The organism is Stenotrophomonas sp. 22LJNL06-5-1, assembly GCF_056861455.1.
The window spans coordinates 20113-33912 of record NZ_JBSPUE010000003.1 but is presented as its reverse complement, the minus strand read 5'-3'; the positions used below and the strand labels follow the sequence as shown (position 1 = coordinate 33912).

16 protein-coding genes are annotated in these 13800 nt (G+C 65.2%); 3 read left to right on the top strand and 13 right to left on the bottom strand.

Annotated elements, in window-relative coordinates:
• Positions 1–244: 244 nt before the first annotated feature.
• From AC13GF_RS08455 to AC13GF_RS08420, 8 genes are all read right to left on the bottom strand, one after another.
• On the bottom strand, positions 245–442 hold the full coding sequence (locus tag AC13GF_RS08455; protein WP_032128612.1) for a hypothetical protein: 198 nt from the start codon (positions 440–442) through the stop codon (positions 245–247).
• Between the two features lie 115 nt (positions 443–557).
• Positions 558–935 carry an EF-hand domain-containing protein gene (locus AC13GF_RS08450; RefSeq protein ID WP_483004325.1) on the bottom strand — a complete coding sequence of 126 codons (378 nt, stop codon included), beginning with the start codon at positions 933–935 and terminating at the stop codon, positions 558–560.
• 27 nt (positions 936–962) lie between these two features.
• On the bottom strand, positions 963–1361 hold the full coding sequence (locus AC13GF_RS08445) for a hypothetical protein (protein ID WP_483004324.1): 399 nt from the start codon (positions 1359–1361) through the stop codon (positions 963–965).
• A gap of 89 nt (positions 1362–1450) precedes the next feature.
• Positions 1451–3415 (bottom strand): MacB family efflux pump subunit, encoded by a 1965-nt coding sequence (locus AC13GF_RS08440; RefSeq protein ID WP_483004323.1) that lies wholly within the window; start codon positions 3413–3415, stop codon positions 1451–1453.
• Positions 3412–4602, bottom strand: coding sequence for an efflux RND transporter periplasmic adaptor subunit (locus tag AC13GF_RS08435; RefSeq protein ID WP_483004322.1), 1191 nt, complete (start codon positions 4600–4602; stop codon positions 3412–3414). The genes AC13GF_RS08440 and AC13GF_RS08435 overlap by 4 nt, the downstream gene beginning before the upstream one ends.
• A gap of 135 nt (positions 4603–4737) precedes the next feature.
• The gene (locus AC13GF_RS08430; RefSeq protein ID WP_483004321.1) at positions 4738–5136 is read right to left on the bottom strand and encodes a hypothetical protein; all 399 of its coding nucleotides are present in this window, start codon (positions 5134–5136) and stop codon (positions 4738–4740) included.
• A gap of 341 nt (positions 5137–5477) precedes the next feature.
• On the bottom strand, positions 5478–6827 hold the full coding sequence (locus AC13GF_RS08425; RefSeq protein WP_483004320.1) for a sensor histidine kinase: 1350 nt from the start codon (positions 6825–6827) through the stop codon (positions 5478–5480).
• On the bottom strand, positions 6827–7501 hold the full coding sequence (locus AC13GF_RS08420) for a response regulator transcription factor (protein ID WP_483004319.1): 675 nt from the start codon (positions 7499–7501) through the stop codon (positions 6827–6829). The genes AC13GF_RS08425 and AC13GF_RS08420 overlap by 1 nt, the downstream gene beginning before the upstream one ends.
• Before the next feature lie 211 nt (positions 7502–7712).
• Here AC13GF_RS08420 and AC13GF_RS08415 point away from each other — a divergent pair, with 211 nt between their 5' ends.
• On the top strand, positions 7713–7994 hold the full coding sequence (locus tag AC13GF_RS08415; RefSeq protein WP_126927577.1) for a hypothetical protein: 282 nt from the start codon (positions 7713–7715) through the stop codon (positions 7992–7994).
• A 58-nt stretch (positions 7995–8052) separates the two neighbouring features.
• Here the strand turns inward: AC13GF_RS08415 and AC13GF_RS08410 are convergent, their stop codons facing one another.
• On the bottom strand, positions 8053–10194 hold the full coding sequence (locus AC13GF_RS08410) for a TonB-dependent siderophore receptor (protein WP_483004318.1): 2142 nt from the start codon (positions 10192–10194) through the stop codon (positions 8053–8055).
• Positions 10195–10268: 74 nt separating this feature from the next.
• Complete coding sequence (locus tag AC13GF_RS08405; protein ID WP_483004317.1) at positions 10269–10913, bottom strand: TetR/AcrR family transcriptional regulator; 645 nt, start codon at positions 10911–10913, stop codon at positions 10269–10271.
• Positions 10914–10994: 81 nt separating this feature from the next.
• On the opposite strand from AC13GF_RS08405, the gene AC13GF_RS08400 reads away from it, so the two are divergent.
• The gene (locus tag AC13GF_RS08400; RefSeq protein ID WP_483004316.1) at positions 10995–11297 is read left to right on the top strand and encodes an FAD-dependent oxidoreductase; all 303 of its coding nucleotides are present in this window, start codon (positions 10995–10997) and stop codon (positions 11295–11297) included.
• A 12-nt stretch (positions 11298–11309) separates the two neighbouring features.
• On the top strand, positions 11310–12524 hold the full coding sequence (locus AC13GF_RS08395; RefSeq protein WP_483004315.1) for an FAD-dependent monooxygenase: 1215 nt from the start codon (positions 11310–11312) through the stop codon (positions 12522–12524).
• Between the two features lie 45 nt (positions 12525–12569).
• Here the strand turns inward: AC13GF_RS08395 and AC13GF_RS08390 are convergent, their stop codons facing one another.
• The 3 genes from AC13GF_RS08390 to AC13GF_RS08380 all read right to left on the bottom strand — a co-directional run bounded on the left by AC13GF_RS08390 (position 12570) and on the right by AC13GF_RS08380 (position 13790).
• Positions 12570–12815, bottom strand: a complete 246-nt coding sequence (locus AC13GF_RS08390; RefSeq protein ID WP_126930129.1) for a hypothetical protein — start codon at positions 12813–12815, stop codon at positions 12570–12572.
• A gap of 125 nt (positions 12816–12940) precedes the next feature.
• The gene (locus AC13GF_RS08385) at positions 12941–13210 is read right to left on the bottom strand and encodes a hypothetical protein (RefSeq protein WP_483004314.1); all 270 of its coding nucleotides are present in this window, start codon (positions 13208–13210) and stop codon (positions 12941–12943) included.
• A 103-nt stretch (positions 13211–13313) separates the two neighbouring features.
• The gene (locus AC13GF_RS08380; RefSeq protein ID WP_054172024.1) at positions 13314–13790 is read right to left on the bottom strand and encodes a hypothetical protein; all 477 of its coding nucleotides are present in this window, start codon (positions 13788–13790) and stop codon (positions 13314–13316) included.
• Between the last annotated feature and the right edge of the window lie 10 nt (positions 13791–13800).

Sequence of the window (13800 nt, the reverse complement as noted above, 5' to 3'; positions counted from 1 at the left end):
GAGTTGGCACTGCAAAGGACGGCAAAGGGTGTCAGGGGCTGAGCACCGGGTCCGCACGCCGCCGCGCAGATGCGCCGGTCGCATTGTGCTACCGATATGGTGGATGAGTATTCTGCGTGCATGCTCGGCTTGGCCGGCCAGCGGAAATGCAGACTGATACCGTGAGGAGCGAGGAGCACCTTTCGAGAAGCACCAATGCCAGCCCCCGAAATGGGGGCCGGCACACATCACGGCAGTGCGTGACTTACGGGATGGTGCAGCCGCTGTTCCGCAGGCAGCGGGCAAATGCCGGGTAGCACACCTTCTCGCCATTGCCCGCTGCGAGGCAGGCCTCGTAGGCGGTGTAGCACGGGGTACAGCGGGACTGCGCGGAGGCACTGCCGATTCCAAGGGTCAGTGCAGCAGCCGCAATAGCAACAGACAGCTTGAATCCAATCTTCATGCTTCACTCCGTTGATAGCCCTCCTTGGGCACCTCGGAGGCCAACGTGGGAAGAGGGTGTATTCAACCCGCACCGCGCCCGGATGGGCATCCATCTTCAGCGCCCCGCCCTGGATTTACTTTGTTGGCGCGTCTGCAGTCTGAGCGGCCACCATGGCCTGTTGCATTTCCTTCAGCGACAGATGGCCATCACCATCGGTGTCCAGGCCCGCAAAGTACTTCGCGATCTCCGGCACCACGATGGCCTCCTCCTTGCTGATCCTGCCGTCTTTGTTCTTGTCCATCGCGGTAAACGCGGCGTCGATCGAATCGGCCTGCTTGTTGAAACGACCCTGCTGAAATTTCGCGTACTCGGCCTTGTCGACGCGTCCGTCGTTGTTGGCATCCATGGCGGTGAATGTGGCGTCGATGTAAGCCTGTTTCGGGTCGGTCGGTGAGCCCTGGGCCAGCAACGGGGCAGTGCACAGGGCGATCAACAGAGTGATCCTGGTCATGGGTGGTTTTTCCTTGAGAGATACAGGTCAGCGGCAGGGATAGGTGTAGCCGTCGGCGCCGCGATAGGTATCGTTGCGGCGGTCGTAGTTGCCGTAGCGATTCATGCAGTAGTCGGCGCGCTCGCGGACTTCGCGTTCGCGTTTGGCAGCAGCGGCAATCACTCCGGCCACCACCGCTGCACCCACCACGCCCACCACCACGCCGGCGGTCTTGGCGTCGTGCCGGCGCTCGCGTTCCCGCTCACGATCCCGCTCACGTTCGCGCCGCTCCCACGCATCGCGTTCCCGATCGCGGTAGTCCTGGCCCCAGTGCGGGTTATAGCGGTCACCACGCTGTGCATGGGCGTCGCTGGAGTAGGGCATCAACACCAGTAGCTGCGCAGCAGCTGCCAGCAGTAGCGCGGTTCTTTCTGTTCTAGGAAACATCGTCCAGCTCCTGTGCGGAATTTCTTGGTAGCTGCAGTACACACCGCGGACATTGCGCGAACCTGCTGTCACTGGAGGGGATGCATTGGCTATTGGACCAGCGCCTCCACCGGATCGAGCCGTGCGGCACGGCGTGCCGGCAGGAATCCGAAACCAACGCCTATCAGGCTGGAACACGCGAATGCAGCCAGAATTGAGTTGACGGAGAACACCAGGCTGAAGCCCGCATCGGCCAGCTCCAGGGCCGCGCCCAACGCCAGGGCCACGCCGATGCCGAGCACGCCACCGAGCAGGCAGACCAGCACCGATTCGATCAGGAACTGCTGCAGGATGTCGCTGCGGCGCGCGCCCACTGCCATGCGCACGCCGATCTCGCGGGTTCGCTCGGTCACCGAGACCAGCATGATGTTCATTACCCCGATCCCGCCCACCACCAGTGCGATGGCCGCGATGGAGCTGATCATCATGGTCAGGATGCCGGTGGTCTGTTCGATGGATCTGCGGATCTGCGCGTTGTTGCTCATGTAGAAATCGGTGCTGCCGTGGCGACGCATCAGCAGTCGCCCGATGGCCTGCTCCGCCGCTTCCATGCTGATCGCATCCGAGACGCGCACGGTGATGCTGGAGACGTGGCTCTGCCCCAGCATGCGCGCCATGGCGGTGGTGTAGGGCAGCCATACCCGCAGCAGCGATGCATCGCCGGCCGCACCGGCGTCCTTCTTCACCACACCCACCACGCGCACCGGCACATTGCCCAGCAGCAGGGTCTGCCCGATTGGACTATCGTCCGTGGCGAACAGGCGTGCGCGGGTATTGGCGTCGATTACCGCCACCTGCTGGCGGCCGGCTACGCCGGGCGACCCGAAGAAGGCGCCTTCGTCCAGTTTCATGCCATGCACGCGGAAGTACTGCTCGCTGACGCCCTGCATCTGCACACTGGCAGAGCGGTTTCCGCGCAGGGCGGTGCCGCTGGTGGCAACACCGGGCGTGGCGCTGTCCACGAAGGGTTGCCGGGCAAGGGCCACGCTGTCGCCGGGAGTGAGTGTTTCCACCCGCGCCGAGTGCAGGTCGCCAAAACCGGAGCCGGGATAGATCTCGATGGTGTTGGTGCCCAACGACGAGATATTGGACAGGATGGCTTGCCGTGCGCCGGTGCCCAGTGCTACTACCGCCACGACCGAAGCAATGCCGATGATGATTCCGAGCATGGTCAGGAAGGTGCGCATGCGGTGGGCGTTCATCGCGCGCAGGGCCATGCGGAAGGCTTCGGAGAACCGGTCCCGCCAGGCCTGCCAGCCGCTGCTGTCCATGGATTGGGGCACGGCTGGCATCGCCACGCCCGCTGCCAGAACAGTACCGGTTGCACGATCTTTCACAATCCGCCCGTCGCGGATTTCGATGATGCGCTGCGCATGCTCGGCCACGGCCATGTCATGCGTGACCAGCACCACGGTATGACCCTCGGCGTGCAGTTCGCCGAGGATCTTCATCACTTCTTTGCCGGAATGCGTGTCCAGCGCACCTGTAGGTTCGTCGGCGAAGATCACCGCGCCACCATTCATCAGGGCACGTGCAATCGAAACGCGTTGCTGCTGGCCACCCGACAGCTCGCCTGGGAGATGCTGCATGCGCTCGCCCAGGCCAAGCCGCGACAACAGCGTGGCCGCACGCGCATGGCGAGCCTCGGAAGGCATGCCAGCGTAGATCGCCGGCACTTCCACATTGCTCAGTGCAGTCAGATCGGTCAGCAGGTGGTAGCGCTGGAAGATGAAGCCGAAGTGCTCGCGGCGTAGTTCGGCCAGTTCATCAGGCGACATCTGCGCGGTCTCGCGCCCGGCGATCTGATAGACGCCGGCGGACGGGCGATCCAGGCAACCGAGGATGTTCATCAGCGTGGACTTGCCCGAACCGGATTGGCCTACGATGGCCACCAGTTCACCTGGGTGGATATCCAGGTCGATGCCGTCGAGTACCACCAGCGTCTGCTCGCCCGCGGCAAATTCACGGCGTACGCCGCGAACGCGCAGCAATGGCTCGGTCATGGTCGTACTCATTTGGGTTGTGCAGGCGTGTTGGTGGCTTCGACGTTGGCCTGCGCAAGCACGACCTGTTCGCCTTCCTTCAGCCCGTCGCGTACTTCCACCTGGATCTGGTCATCCAGCCCGGTGGTGATGCGCCGCGTGCTGGCGCGGCCGTCGGCACCGCGTACCTGCACGCTGTAGCTGCCATCGGCGGCGCGTGCACCCAATGCGGCCGAGGGAATGATCAGTACGTTGTTGGCGCGGCCCAGCACGATGCGAACCTGCGCGGTCATGTAGCTGCGCAGGCGGCTATCGGCGTTGTCCACGTCGAACTGGCCGTTGTAGTACATGGCCGTGCGACTGCCACCCGACACCGCCGGTGCGGCGAGGCTGGAGCTGTCTTCGTTGGTGATCGATTCCGGCGCTGGCGCGATATCCCGCAACGTACTGCTGTAGCGGCGGCCGGCATCACCAAGAATGGTGAAGAATGCCTCCTGCCCGACAGACGTGTGTACGACGTCGGCCTCGGAGATCTCAGCGTACACCGTCATCACGTCCTGGTTGCCCAGCATCACGATGGTCGGTGCGCTCTGCACTGCATTCACGGTCTGCCCCTGGCGCGCGACCACGGCCAGCACGGTGCCGTCGGTGGGGGCGGTGATGCGGGTGAACTCCAGATTGGTCTGTGCGACATCGACGTCGGTCTGTCGGCGCGTCACTTCACCGTCCAGCGCAGCGATCTGTTCCCGGGTGGCATCGACCTTGGCCTTGGCTGCATCGAAGTCGGCGCGGGCCACCAGTTGCGAGGCCGCCAGTTGCTGCTGCCGATGCAGTGTCAGCTCGAACTGGCGCAGGTCGGTGGCCAGTGCATCGCGGTTGGCGCGCGCGGTGCGCTGCGCGGCCTGCGCGCTCAGCAATGCATTGCGCTGGGTGCGCGAATCGATATCGGCAATGGGATCGCCGGCCTTCACCTTGTCGCCCAGCTTTACATGCAGGGTATCGATGCGGCCGGAGACCTGCGCACCCACGCTTACCAGTCGCGAGGGCTTCAGCGTGCCAGTGGCTTCCACCACCTGTTCGATGTTGCCTCGGATGACCGGCGCAACCTGCAGGTGCGGTGGTGGCGCGGGCCGCAACCATGCAAACAGAATCAGCGCGCTGCACAGCAGGCCGGCAGCAATGATGAGCGCACGGCGGCGCTTGCGCGGTACGGCGCTCATCGGCGCAGCATCCAGAAAAGACAGGTCATCGGGGGTCCTCGCGACAGAAGAGACACACGTCTGTCGTGGCAGACGTGGTTGGCCGTCGAGTCTCGATGCGCTGGGTTGCGCGAACCTTGCGGGGCTATCGTTGTGTCAGCGTGCGGCAAGAAGGGCGAGCAGCGCCACCGCAATGAACTGCAGAGCGCTACCGAGAACCAACAGCGCACTGCGCAGGCGGTGGCCTGGCATTCGCGCACTGCAGAGTTGACTCGCCGCGCCGGCCACCAACCAGAAGAGCGTTGGAGCAGGCAGCTTTGCCATCCCTGCACCGATGGCGATCAGCAGCGCACTGGCGATCATTATCCCAGCGGCATGTCCATCCAGGGCGCGTAGCAGTGGTGGCGTGGGGCGCGAGGTTGCCGCGCGCCATGCCGCCAACCCATGCAGCGCAGCATGCACGGCAACGAACAGGAGCACGGCAACCGCTGCCGCTGTGCTCGCGTGCCGATACGTTGAAGCCGTCAGCGCAATGCCTGGCAGCAGCAGGAACAAAGCGCCGAATAGCCGCATCAACACCCCAGCGCGCTCGGTATCAGGAACTGATCGCAGCCAACGCGGCCAATGTTGCAGGCCGGGCGCGCGGCCATTGCGCGGGCGGCGATTCCATGCGGCAGCGGTAAGCCCCGGCGAATTCCGTGTTGGCACAGTGCGCGTGGAAGAGGACGGTGGAGGAGCTCCCTGGGTCACATGCAGGCTTCCTGTCAGATCGGAACGCGGTGGCACGGCAGGTACCACACCCCGATGCTGTCCAGCGAACATTGCCGCAACCTTGCCTGTCCTCGCTGCCGGCCACGCATGGACAGGTGCCAGTTACACAGGTGCATGCGATGTGTTCAATGCTCCAGCGGTGGCGTGCTGGTCACGCCGGGATGCAATGGAAACTCAATACGGATCAATGCACCACCGCCAGGCGCATCCAGAATCGTGACGTGGCCGCCGTGGCGGTCGATCACCTGGCGCACCAGGTTCAGCCCCAGGCCCGCGCCCGTCTGCCGCGGCCGCAGCCGCTGGAAGGGTTCGAAAACGCGTTCGCGCTGGTCGACCGGTATGCCGGGGCCGTCGTCCTCGACCTCCAGGCAGCTGCCCTGAACGCGCACGATGATCTGGCGTCCGCCATGTTCGGCAGCATTCAGTACCAGGTTGGAGATTACCCGCTCCACTGCGCCGGTCTCGCCGAGCACTGGGAAGTGCGATTCCACCGCTACGGCTACGGTCTTGTCCGACTGGATCAACAGCGGAGCCAGATCGGCGGCCACCCGTTTGGCCACCCGCGCCAGGTTGATGGTTTCCTTCGGCCCGTCTTCGTCCATGCGGTGCAGATCCAGCAGTTGCTCTGCCAGCGTCGCCAACCGCGCCACTTCCACGGCCAGGCTGCGCGAGGTGGCGTCGTCGGCCGCATCCACCTTCACCCTCAGAATCGCGATGGGCGTGCGCAGCTCATGCGCGGCGGCGGCGATGAAGCGGCGTTGCCGTTCGTGCCCCTCGTCCAGCCGCTCCAGTGCTTCATTCACCGCCGTCACCAACGGAGCGATCTCCACCGGCACAGCGGTTTCTGTCAGGCGGACACCGCGGCGGCTGGCGGAGATGTTGCGGGCTTCCTGGGCGATGCGCTCCACCCCGGCCAGGGCCCGTCTCACGATGATCGGTGTCAGGACGATGGTGGCCAGGCCCAGCAGCAGGAAGATCGGCAGGGTGATGATGTGTGCCGCCAGCGCCATCTGCCAGGTCAACGTATCGGTCTCGCCATGGGCCATGATGGTCAGCTTGCCGGCAGGCCCGCTGTGCTGGCGGACCACGACGGCCAGGCCATCGCTGCGGTCGCGCCCGCGCAGGTCGCCAAAGGGAATGCCATCCAGTGCGCCTACCAGCGAGGCATAGGCCGGCGGCACAGGCCCGAACGTAACGTGGTGGCCGTGCTCATCCTCGGCAATGAACCATGCACCGGGAACGATCTTCAGCAGTTCGGCCAGTTCCGGCGTGTTCTGCACGTACAGTTCGCCATTGCGGTCGCGGTGCACCGCGTCGGCGGCCACCGGCGCGAAGGTCTGGATGGTGTAGTAGCCACCGCTGTCGGCACGTATCAGCACCATCAGCAGCGCGAAGAACGCCACCAGCAACGCCAGAAGCTGATAGATCAGCGTTTTGACGATCAACGGGCGCTTCAGCGATGGACGACGCGCCATTATTTGGCTTCCCGCATCAGATAGCCGACGCCGCGGATGGCGTGTATCTCTACTCCTGCATCGGCATCGGCCAGCTTGCGGCGAAGACGCGAGACATGTGAATCGAGCGTGTTGGAATGGATGCCGTCATCGAATCCATACACCGCCATTTCAATCGACTCGCGCAGCACGGTGCGGCCCAGCCGCCTGGCCAATGCGGCCAGTACACGTATCTCACGGCGCGGCAGCTCCAGCCGTTGCCCGCCCACGCTGGCCTCGCCCGATGCCGGATCGAACGCCAACCGGCCGATGCTCACCAGTTCCACCTGCATGCCGCTCGGCCGGCGCCCGGCAGCGCGGATGCGGGCGAACAGCTCTTCGAGTGCGAAGGGCTTGGCCAGATAGTCGTCCGCGCCCTCATCCAGGCCGGCGATGCGGTCCGGCAGCTGCCCCAGCGCGCTCAGCACGATGATCGGCACCCCGGGGTTGCGCTCACGCAATAGCGAAATCAATCCCAGGCCGTCGCCGTCGGGCAGGGTGCGGTCCAGTAATACAAGGTCGTGTGATCCGCAAAGGGCTGCTTCGCGGGCCAGCGCCAGCGTGTTGGCCAGATCCACCACGTAGCGCTCTCGCTGCAGGGCGGACTTCAGGGTAGCGGCCAGTTCGGCTTCGTCTTCAATCAGCAGGATGTGCATCGGCAGGGCTTGCGCAGGAAGGGGGCGTGGCGGGACGGTTCGGCACGCGCCGGCACCGTATTACAGGAACATTGCGTGAACATGGCGTGCCTTCCCGATGACCCGCAAGGCGGTAATCACGCAGGAACGCGGTCGTCGGCGCAAGGTTCGCGCAATCCGGGCACTCCAGCCTTGGCGCCCTCCTGCTGATCCCCAACCCCCTGGAGTACCCATGAAGTTGTTCGTTCCGTTGTTGTTCGTGGCCGCGCTGAGTGGCTGCACCACCGCCAAGATGACCGTTACCCCCGATGGCCGGCGCGGCGTCTCCATCGACTGCAGCGGCTCCAGCTCCTGGAGTGGCTGCTACGAAAAGGCCGGACAGATGTGCCCAGGCGGCTATGTGGTCTTCAGCAAGGATGGCGACGACGGCAACGCCATCGCGGTGGGCAACAAGAACGGCTTCACCTCCACCCAGATGGCCACCCGCTCGATGCTGGTGGCCTGCTCGCACTGATGCCGGGAGGGGAGGTGGGTTGCCACCTCCCCCTGTCATCGTGGTTCGCAACCCTGCGTCAGAAGCTATAGGCCGCCTGCACATACACCCGCCGTGGCTCGCCCGGGAAATGCCCGTTGCGTTCGATGAAGCCACTGGCCGCGTACACCTTGTCGAACAGGTTCTTGACGTTGGCCTGGAACTGCCACTGCCTCCACGTGGTCTTCCAGCTCATGTCGAACACGGTGTAGGCCTTGACCGTCTGCCCATCCAGGCTGACGCGCTCGCCGACGTGATCGGCGCCAAAACCGATGGCGGAGTTGATCGCCGGCAGGTCATAACGCGTCCACAACCCCAGCTTGTTGCGCGGCGCATTGGCGAATCGGTCGCCGGAGGCGTTGGTGATGCCATTCGGGCCGGCGTCCTTCACCCGCGCATCATTGTAGGCGTAGGTCAGGTTCAGCACCCAGCGCTCGCTGAGGTCGGCCAGAAGGTCAAGCTCCATGCCGGTACTGCGTACCAGGCCCAGCGCGGCCAGCTGGTTCACGCCACCGATCACCTCGCCGGTGGCCTGCACGATGTTGCTGCGGTCGATCCGGTAGGCCGCCATGTTCAAGGTCACACGGTCGGCCAGCAGCGACTTCATGCCCACTTCCCACTGTTTGCTGCGTTCGGCATCGAACGGTCCGCCAGCGGCTGGGTTCTGGTTGGCGGCACTCTGCGGCACGAAACCACTGGCGATGTTGGCGTAGACATTCAGGCCCTCGCGCACGGTGAACGTGCTGCCCAGCCGCCAGCTGAGATCGTTGCCATCCACACTGCTGCCAAGGATGCGATCCTCATCCTTGAAGCCATCCCAGCGCAGCCCGGCCAGCACATGCCAGCGTGTGCCCAGTGCCAGTTCGTCCTGCAGGTAGCCGCCATAGCGCTTGCTGCGGGTGGACGTGCTGCGCCAGGGCAGGGCCGCCAGGTTGTAGTCGTGCCAGGTACTGGCGCCGTACACGGGATTGAACAGGTCGATGCCGCGCACCGGCCCAGCGCCACGCGCAAGGTCAGCGCTGTTCGCGGTCTGTGCGGTGAAATCCGCATCCAGCTGGTATACATCGGCGCCGAACAGCACCTTGTGCTCAACCGCGCCGGTGGTCACCCGCCAGACTGCATTGCCGTTGGCAGTGAATGCTTCGTTGTCGCGGATCTGGTTGCGCAGCTGGCGGGTCATCCACTCGGCCACGCCATCGCGGTCACGATCGATCAGGCCCATCGGCTCGTGGTACATCTGGTGCTCGTTGTTGCTGAACCAGCGCGCGGCGAAGTCCAGGTCCAGAGTGTCGCTCGGCGCGAAACGGTACTGCGCCAGCGCCACCTTGGCGCGCATGTCGAGGAAGTCGCTGGCCTCGTTGTGGTTCCAGCGCCGGTCGGTCAGGAACGTGCCTGCATCGTTGACCGGCACGCCGCGCAGACGGTTGCCGCCAAGGTTCTGGGTGATGTCGGTGAACTGCAGCACCAGTTCGCCGGTCTGGCCGACGTCGAAGGCCAGCGAGGCGTCGCCGATCACGCTCTCGCTGTCGGTGTTCCAGCGCACGCCCTTTTCACTGTCGGCATAGAGCCCGGCGCGATAGCGTACGCTGCCGGCGGCATTCAACGGCCCGGCACCCTCGATCGATCCGGCACGGAAGTCCTTGTCGCCCAGCTGGACCTCGATGCGGCGTTCGGCGCTGGCTTTCGGCTTGCGGGTCACGTAGTTGATGACACCGCCCGCATCACCACCGCCATACAGCGCGCCTGCCGGCCCCTTCAGCACTTCCACGCGCTCGATGTTGAACAGCTGCGGCACCGAAAATCCTGCGTACGGGTCGCCGCGCAGACCGTCATACAGCACGTTCTCCTGGCGGAAGCCGCGCAGGGTCACCCCGGCATAGCTGAAATAGCTGATGCCGCTGATGCTGCGATAGAGGTCGGTCACCTGACGTGCGGCCTGGTCGTCGATCAGTTCACGCGGGATGACCTGGATCGACTGCGGGACCAGCTCCAGCGGCGTATCCGTGCGGGTGCCGATCGCGGCATCGTCCACCCGGTACAGCGTCTGTGCACGTCCGCGGACCTCGACCTTGTCCAGGTCCTTGGGCGCGGTAGTCGAGGACTCGGCAGCATGGGCAAGGGTTGCCAGGGGCAGCGTCAGTGCCAGGCACAGGGTGCGTTGCAGCGGCGTGGAAAGGGGCATTGGGGGAGGGTCATGTGTCTGCAAATGAGAAAGATTAGCATTTGCAACACTTCGAAACCTATCCCCCGAATGCGCTATGGACGCGCGCCGGGGTCCGTATACGGGGTGCCCGCCAAGGCCACCAGCACCCCGGTGGCACCGCGCACGATCAGCTGCAGCATGGCCTCGCGCGGGTCCTCGCCCCGAAGCTGGCTTGCCAGTCCTTTCTCATAGGCCGTCACCATCGACGCCAGCAGCATGGCCGCGCCCAATCGCGCTTCGGCGTCATGTGCAGGCCGGCCGGCAGCGTCGGCCATCAGTCGCGCCAGATCGTCAGTCAACTGCGCCTGCAGCCGTCGCGCGTGCGCGACCAGTACCGGGCTCTCCGCCACGGTGCCCCAGAAGGCGGCAGCGCCGGTATTGATGCGCAGCAGCGGATGGCCAGCCTCCAGCAACTCACGAACCAGTGACTGGAAGGCCGCGAGCGGGGTCATGCCGCTGCGCGCCATCATGCCCTCGCGCAGCAGCGTGCGCGCCTCCTCATCGCGATCGAACACCAGGTCTTCCTTGCTGGCGAAGTAGTTGAAGACCGTCTTGCGTGAGACGCCCGCGGCTTCGGCGATCTCGGACATGGAGACGGCCTCGAAGCCACGCCGGATGATCAGCTCGGTGGCGACGTCCGAAATCGCTTGTCGGGTCTCGGCCTTGCGTTGTTCGCGACGGCCAGCAGGCGGGGTCATGGGCGGTTCACTTGTGGAAACGTACACCGAGTGTAACATTTGACCTGCCAGAGCGCCGACCCGGTGCTCACAAGGATTCCCATGCTGTACGACGTCGTCATTGCCGGTGCTGGCCCGGTTGGCTTGTTCCTGTCCTGCGAACTGGCCCAGGCCGGGTGTTCGGTGCTGGTGCTGGAACAGGCCGGGTCCGCCGGTTCGCCGTTGAAGCGCCTGCCATTCGGGTTGCGCGGCCTGAACGCCCCCACGCTGGAGGCACTGGATCGGCGCGGCCTGTTGGACGCGGTCGCCGCGACACAGGTGCTCAAGCCCGACAAGGGCGCGCCGCCGCCCGGCACCGCTCATTGGCTGGCGCAACCGCGGGCGTTGGGCGGCCACTTCGCCTGAATACCGTTTGCGTTGGACGACGTCGACCGCACGCGCTGGACCTGGCGCCTGCCGACGCTGGTGGGCACCCAGATGGCGGTGGAATTGCAGGCCCTGGAAACGGTGCTGGCCGAACGTGCGACCACGCTGGGCGTGCGCATCGAACGCGGGCGTGCGGTACTGGCGGTGCGCGCCGGTGCAACCGCAGTGGAGATCGAGACCGCTGACGGAGTGGTACGTGGTCGCTGGCTGGCAGGTTGCGACGGAGGCCGCAGCACGGTGCGCAAGCAATGCGATTTCAGTTTCATCGGCACCGACCCCGAATTCACCGGTCATTCGCTGCTGGTCGATCTGGAGGATCCCGGCGTGCTGACCCCGGGCCGTCAGTACACCGCGCGGGGCATGTGCAATTTCAATCCACCCGGTGTGCTCGCGCTTGCCGATTTCGATGGCGGTGCCGGGCATCGAAAGCCTCTCGCGCTGGACGAAGCGCAGTCGCTGCTGCGGCGTGTGTCTGCCCGCGACGTGACCATCACCGCGCTGCATCTGCACAGCACCTGGACCGATGGCGCGCGCCAGGCCAGCGCCTATCGCAACGGCCGCATGCTGCTGGCAGGCGACGCTGCGCATGTGCATTCCCCGTTGGGAGGGCAGGGCCTGAATCTGGGCATCGGCGATGCGATGAACCTGGGCTGGAAACTGGCCAGTGTGGTACGCGGTGACGCTGGCGTGGCGCTGCTGGACAGTTATCACGCGGAGCGGCATCCGGTTGGCGCCAGAGTACTGGACTGGTCGCGCGCGCAGGTTGCATTGATGCGTCCTGGCGCCGGTTCGCGCGCGTTGGCGGCGGTGATGGCCGATCTGGCCGGCACCCGCGATGGCGCCACCTATCTGGCCGAACGGGTCTGGGGCGTGTCGCAACAGCTCGATCTGGGCGATGGCCATCCACTGGTCGGTCGCAGCGTGCCGGACTTCCTGCTGGCCGATGGTCGCCGCATGGGGGAGGTGCTGAGGAACGGGCAGGGGGTGTTGCTTGTGGCCGATGAGAACGGCGCTTTGTACGACTCCGTCGACCGTTGGCGGCAGCCGATTACCCGCATTGCCTCGGCGGTGGACGATGCGCTGGGCCTGGGAGCGGTACTGGTGAGGCCCGATGGAATTGTCGCGTGGGCCTGCGATGCGGGAGGCGATCAGGCAGGGTTGCGCCAAGCGTTGCAGCGCGGGTTCGGACTGCCGGAGGCTGGCTGACGTACAGGGCGGAGGCGCAGCCGATGTGGGCTGCGCCGGGTGCGGTTACAGATCCTTCTTCTTGCCGCTCAGGTCGATCGGCCTGTCACTGCCCTTGCGCTCGCTCGACCACACTTCCATGCTCTTGTTGCAGCGGCTCTCGCGGGCCGCCACTTCGCGCGGCAGGTCCTTCAGATGCGGCGACTCCTGGCAGGCCTGATGCATGTTGCTGTCGTCATAGGTGGCACAGGCGCTGAGCGAGGCCAGGGCAACGGCGGTGAGGGAGGCGCGAAGCAGGGGCTGCAGGTGCATGGGGAGGTCTCGGGTGGTGCCGGGCTGGCCATGGAATTCAAATCTGTGACCCTGGGCGCGCGCAATCCGTCCAATCACACTTGTTATTCTGTAACAGATGCGCGATAGTCCGGCGCCTGCCGATGTCAGGCGACGCAGATCATCAGCATCATGCTCAGCGCCAGCATCAGCACGAATACGCGCCGGCTGAGCGCAAGGCAGGCCAGGCAGGCGGCCAGTGCCCAGGCAGCCAGCAGCCCGCAGGCCAGCAGCCACAGCCCGATCACCATCAAGGATCCACTCGCCAGTGTGGACAGTGCGATCGCCTTGAACAACGTCACGCCCAGCACACTGCCGAGCATGCCTGCCTGCAGAGCGATGGCATCGTGACGGGCAGGGGCGGGCGGGTGGTGCATGTCGGCGGCGTTCGTTCGCTGCAAGGGAGGCGCAGCCACTGTGCCCGACCGCATATCCACGCCATGTGTTTTTCGCGCCCGCGATGCGCAGCCGGCGCAGGCCTCAGTCGAATTCGCCCTCGGCCGATTCCAGCCGTTGCCTGTAAGCCGCCCGATGCTGATACAGGCGCTGGCACTCGGCAGACCTGTGGATACGGCTGGCCGGTTCGTTGGCCACGGCGTCGCACATTCTTGCGATGTGGTTGTTGGACGCCAGTTCGGTCACGAAGAACACGGCGGTGATGCCGGTACCGAGCAGCACGACATAGAGCAGGCGGCTGAGCCAGCGTGACAGCTTGCGCTCGAAGTGCTGCTGGATGGTCAGGTCGAAGCGGATGATGCTGAGCACGATCCAGATGATCGCGACCAGGAAGCAGAGCGTGGGCAGCAGGCCGCGCCAGAGCCCGGCCTCGTAGACCGATTCGTTGTAGTGGACAGCGGCCCCGGCACCGGCGATGGCGATGGCAAGTGCCCAGTTGCGGCCCAGCGAGAGCAGGTCGTCGAGCAGCTTCTCGCGGTTCTTGGTCGATCCTGCTGCCACGTGGCTTCCA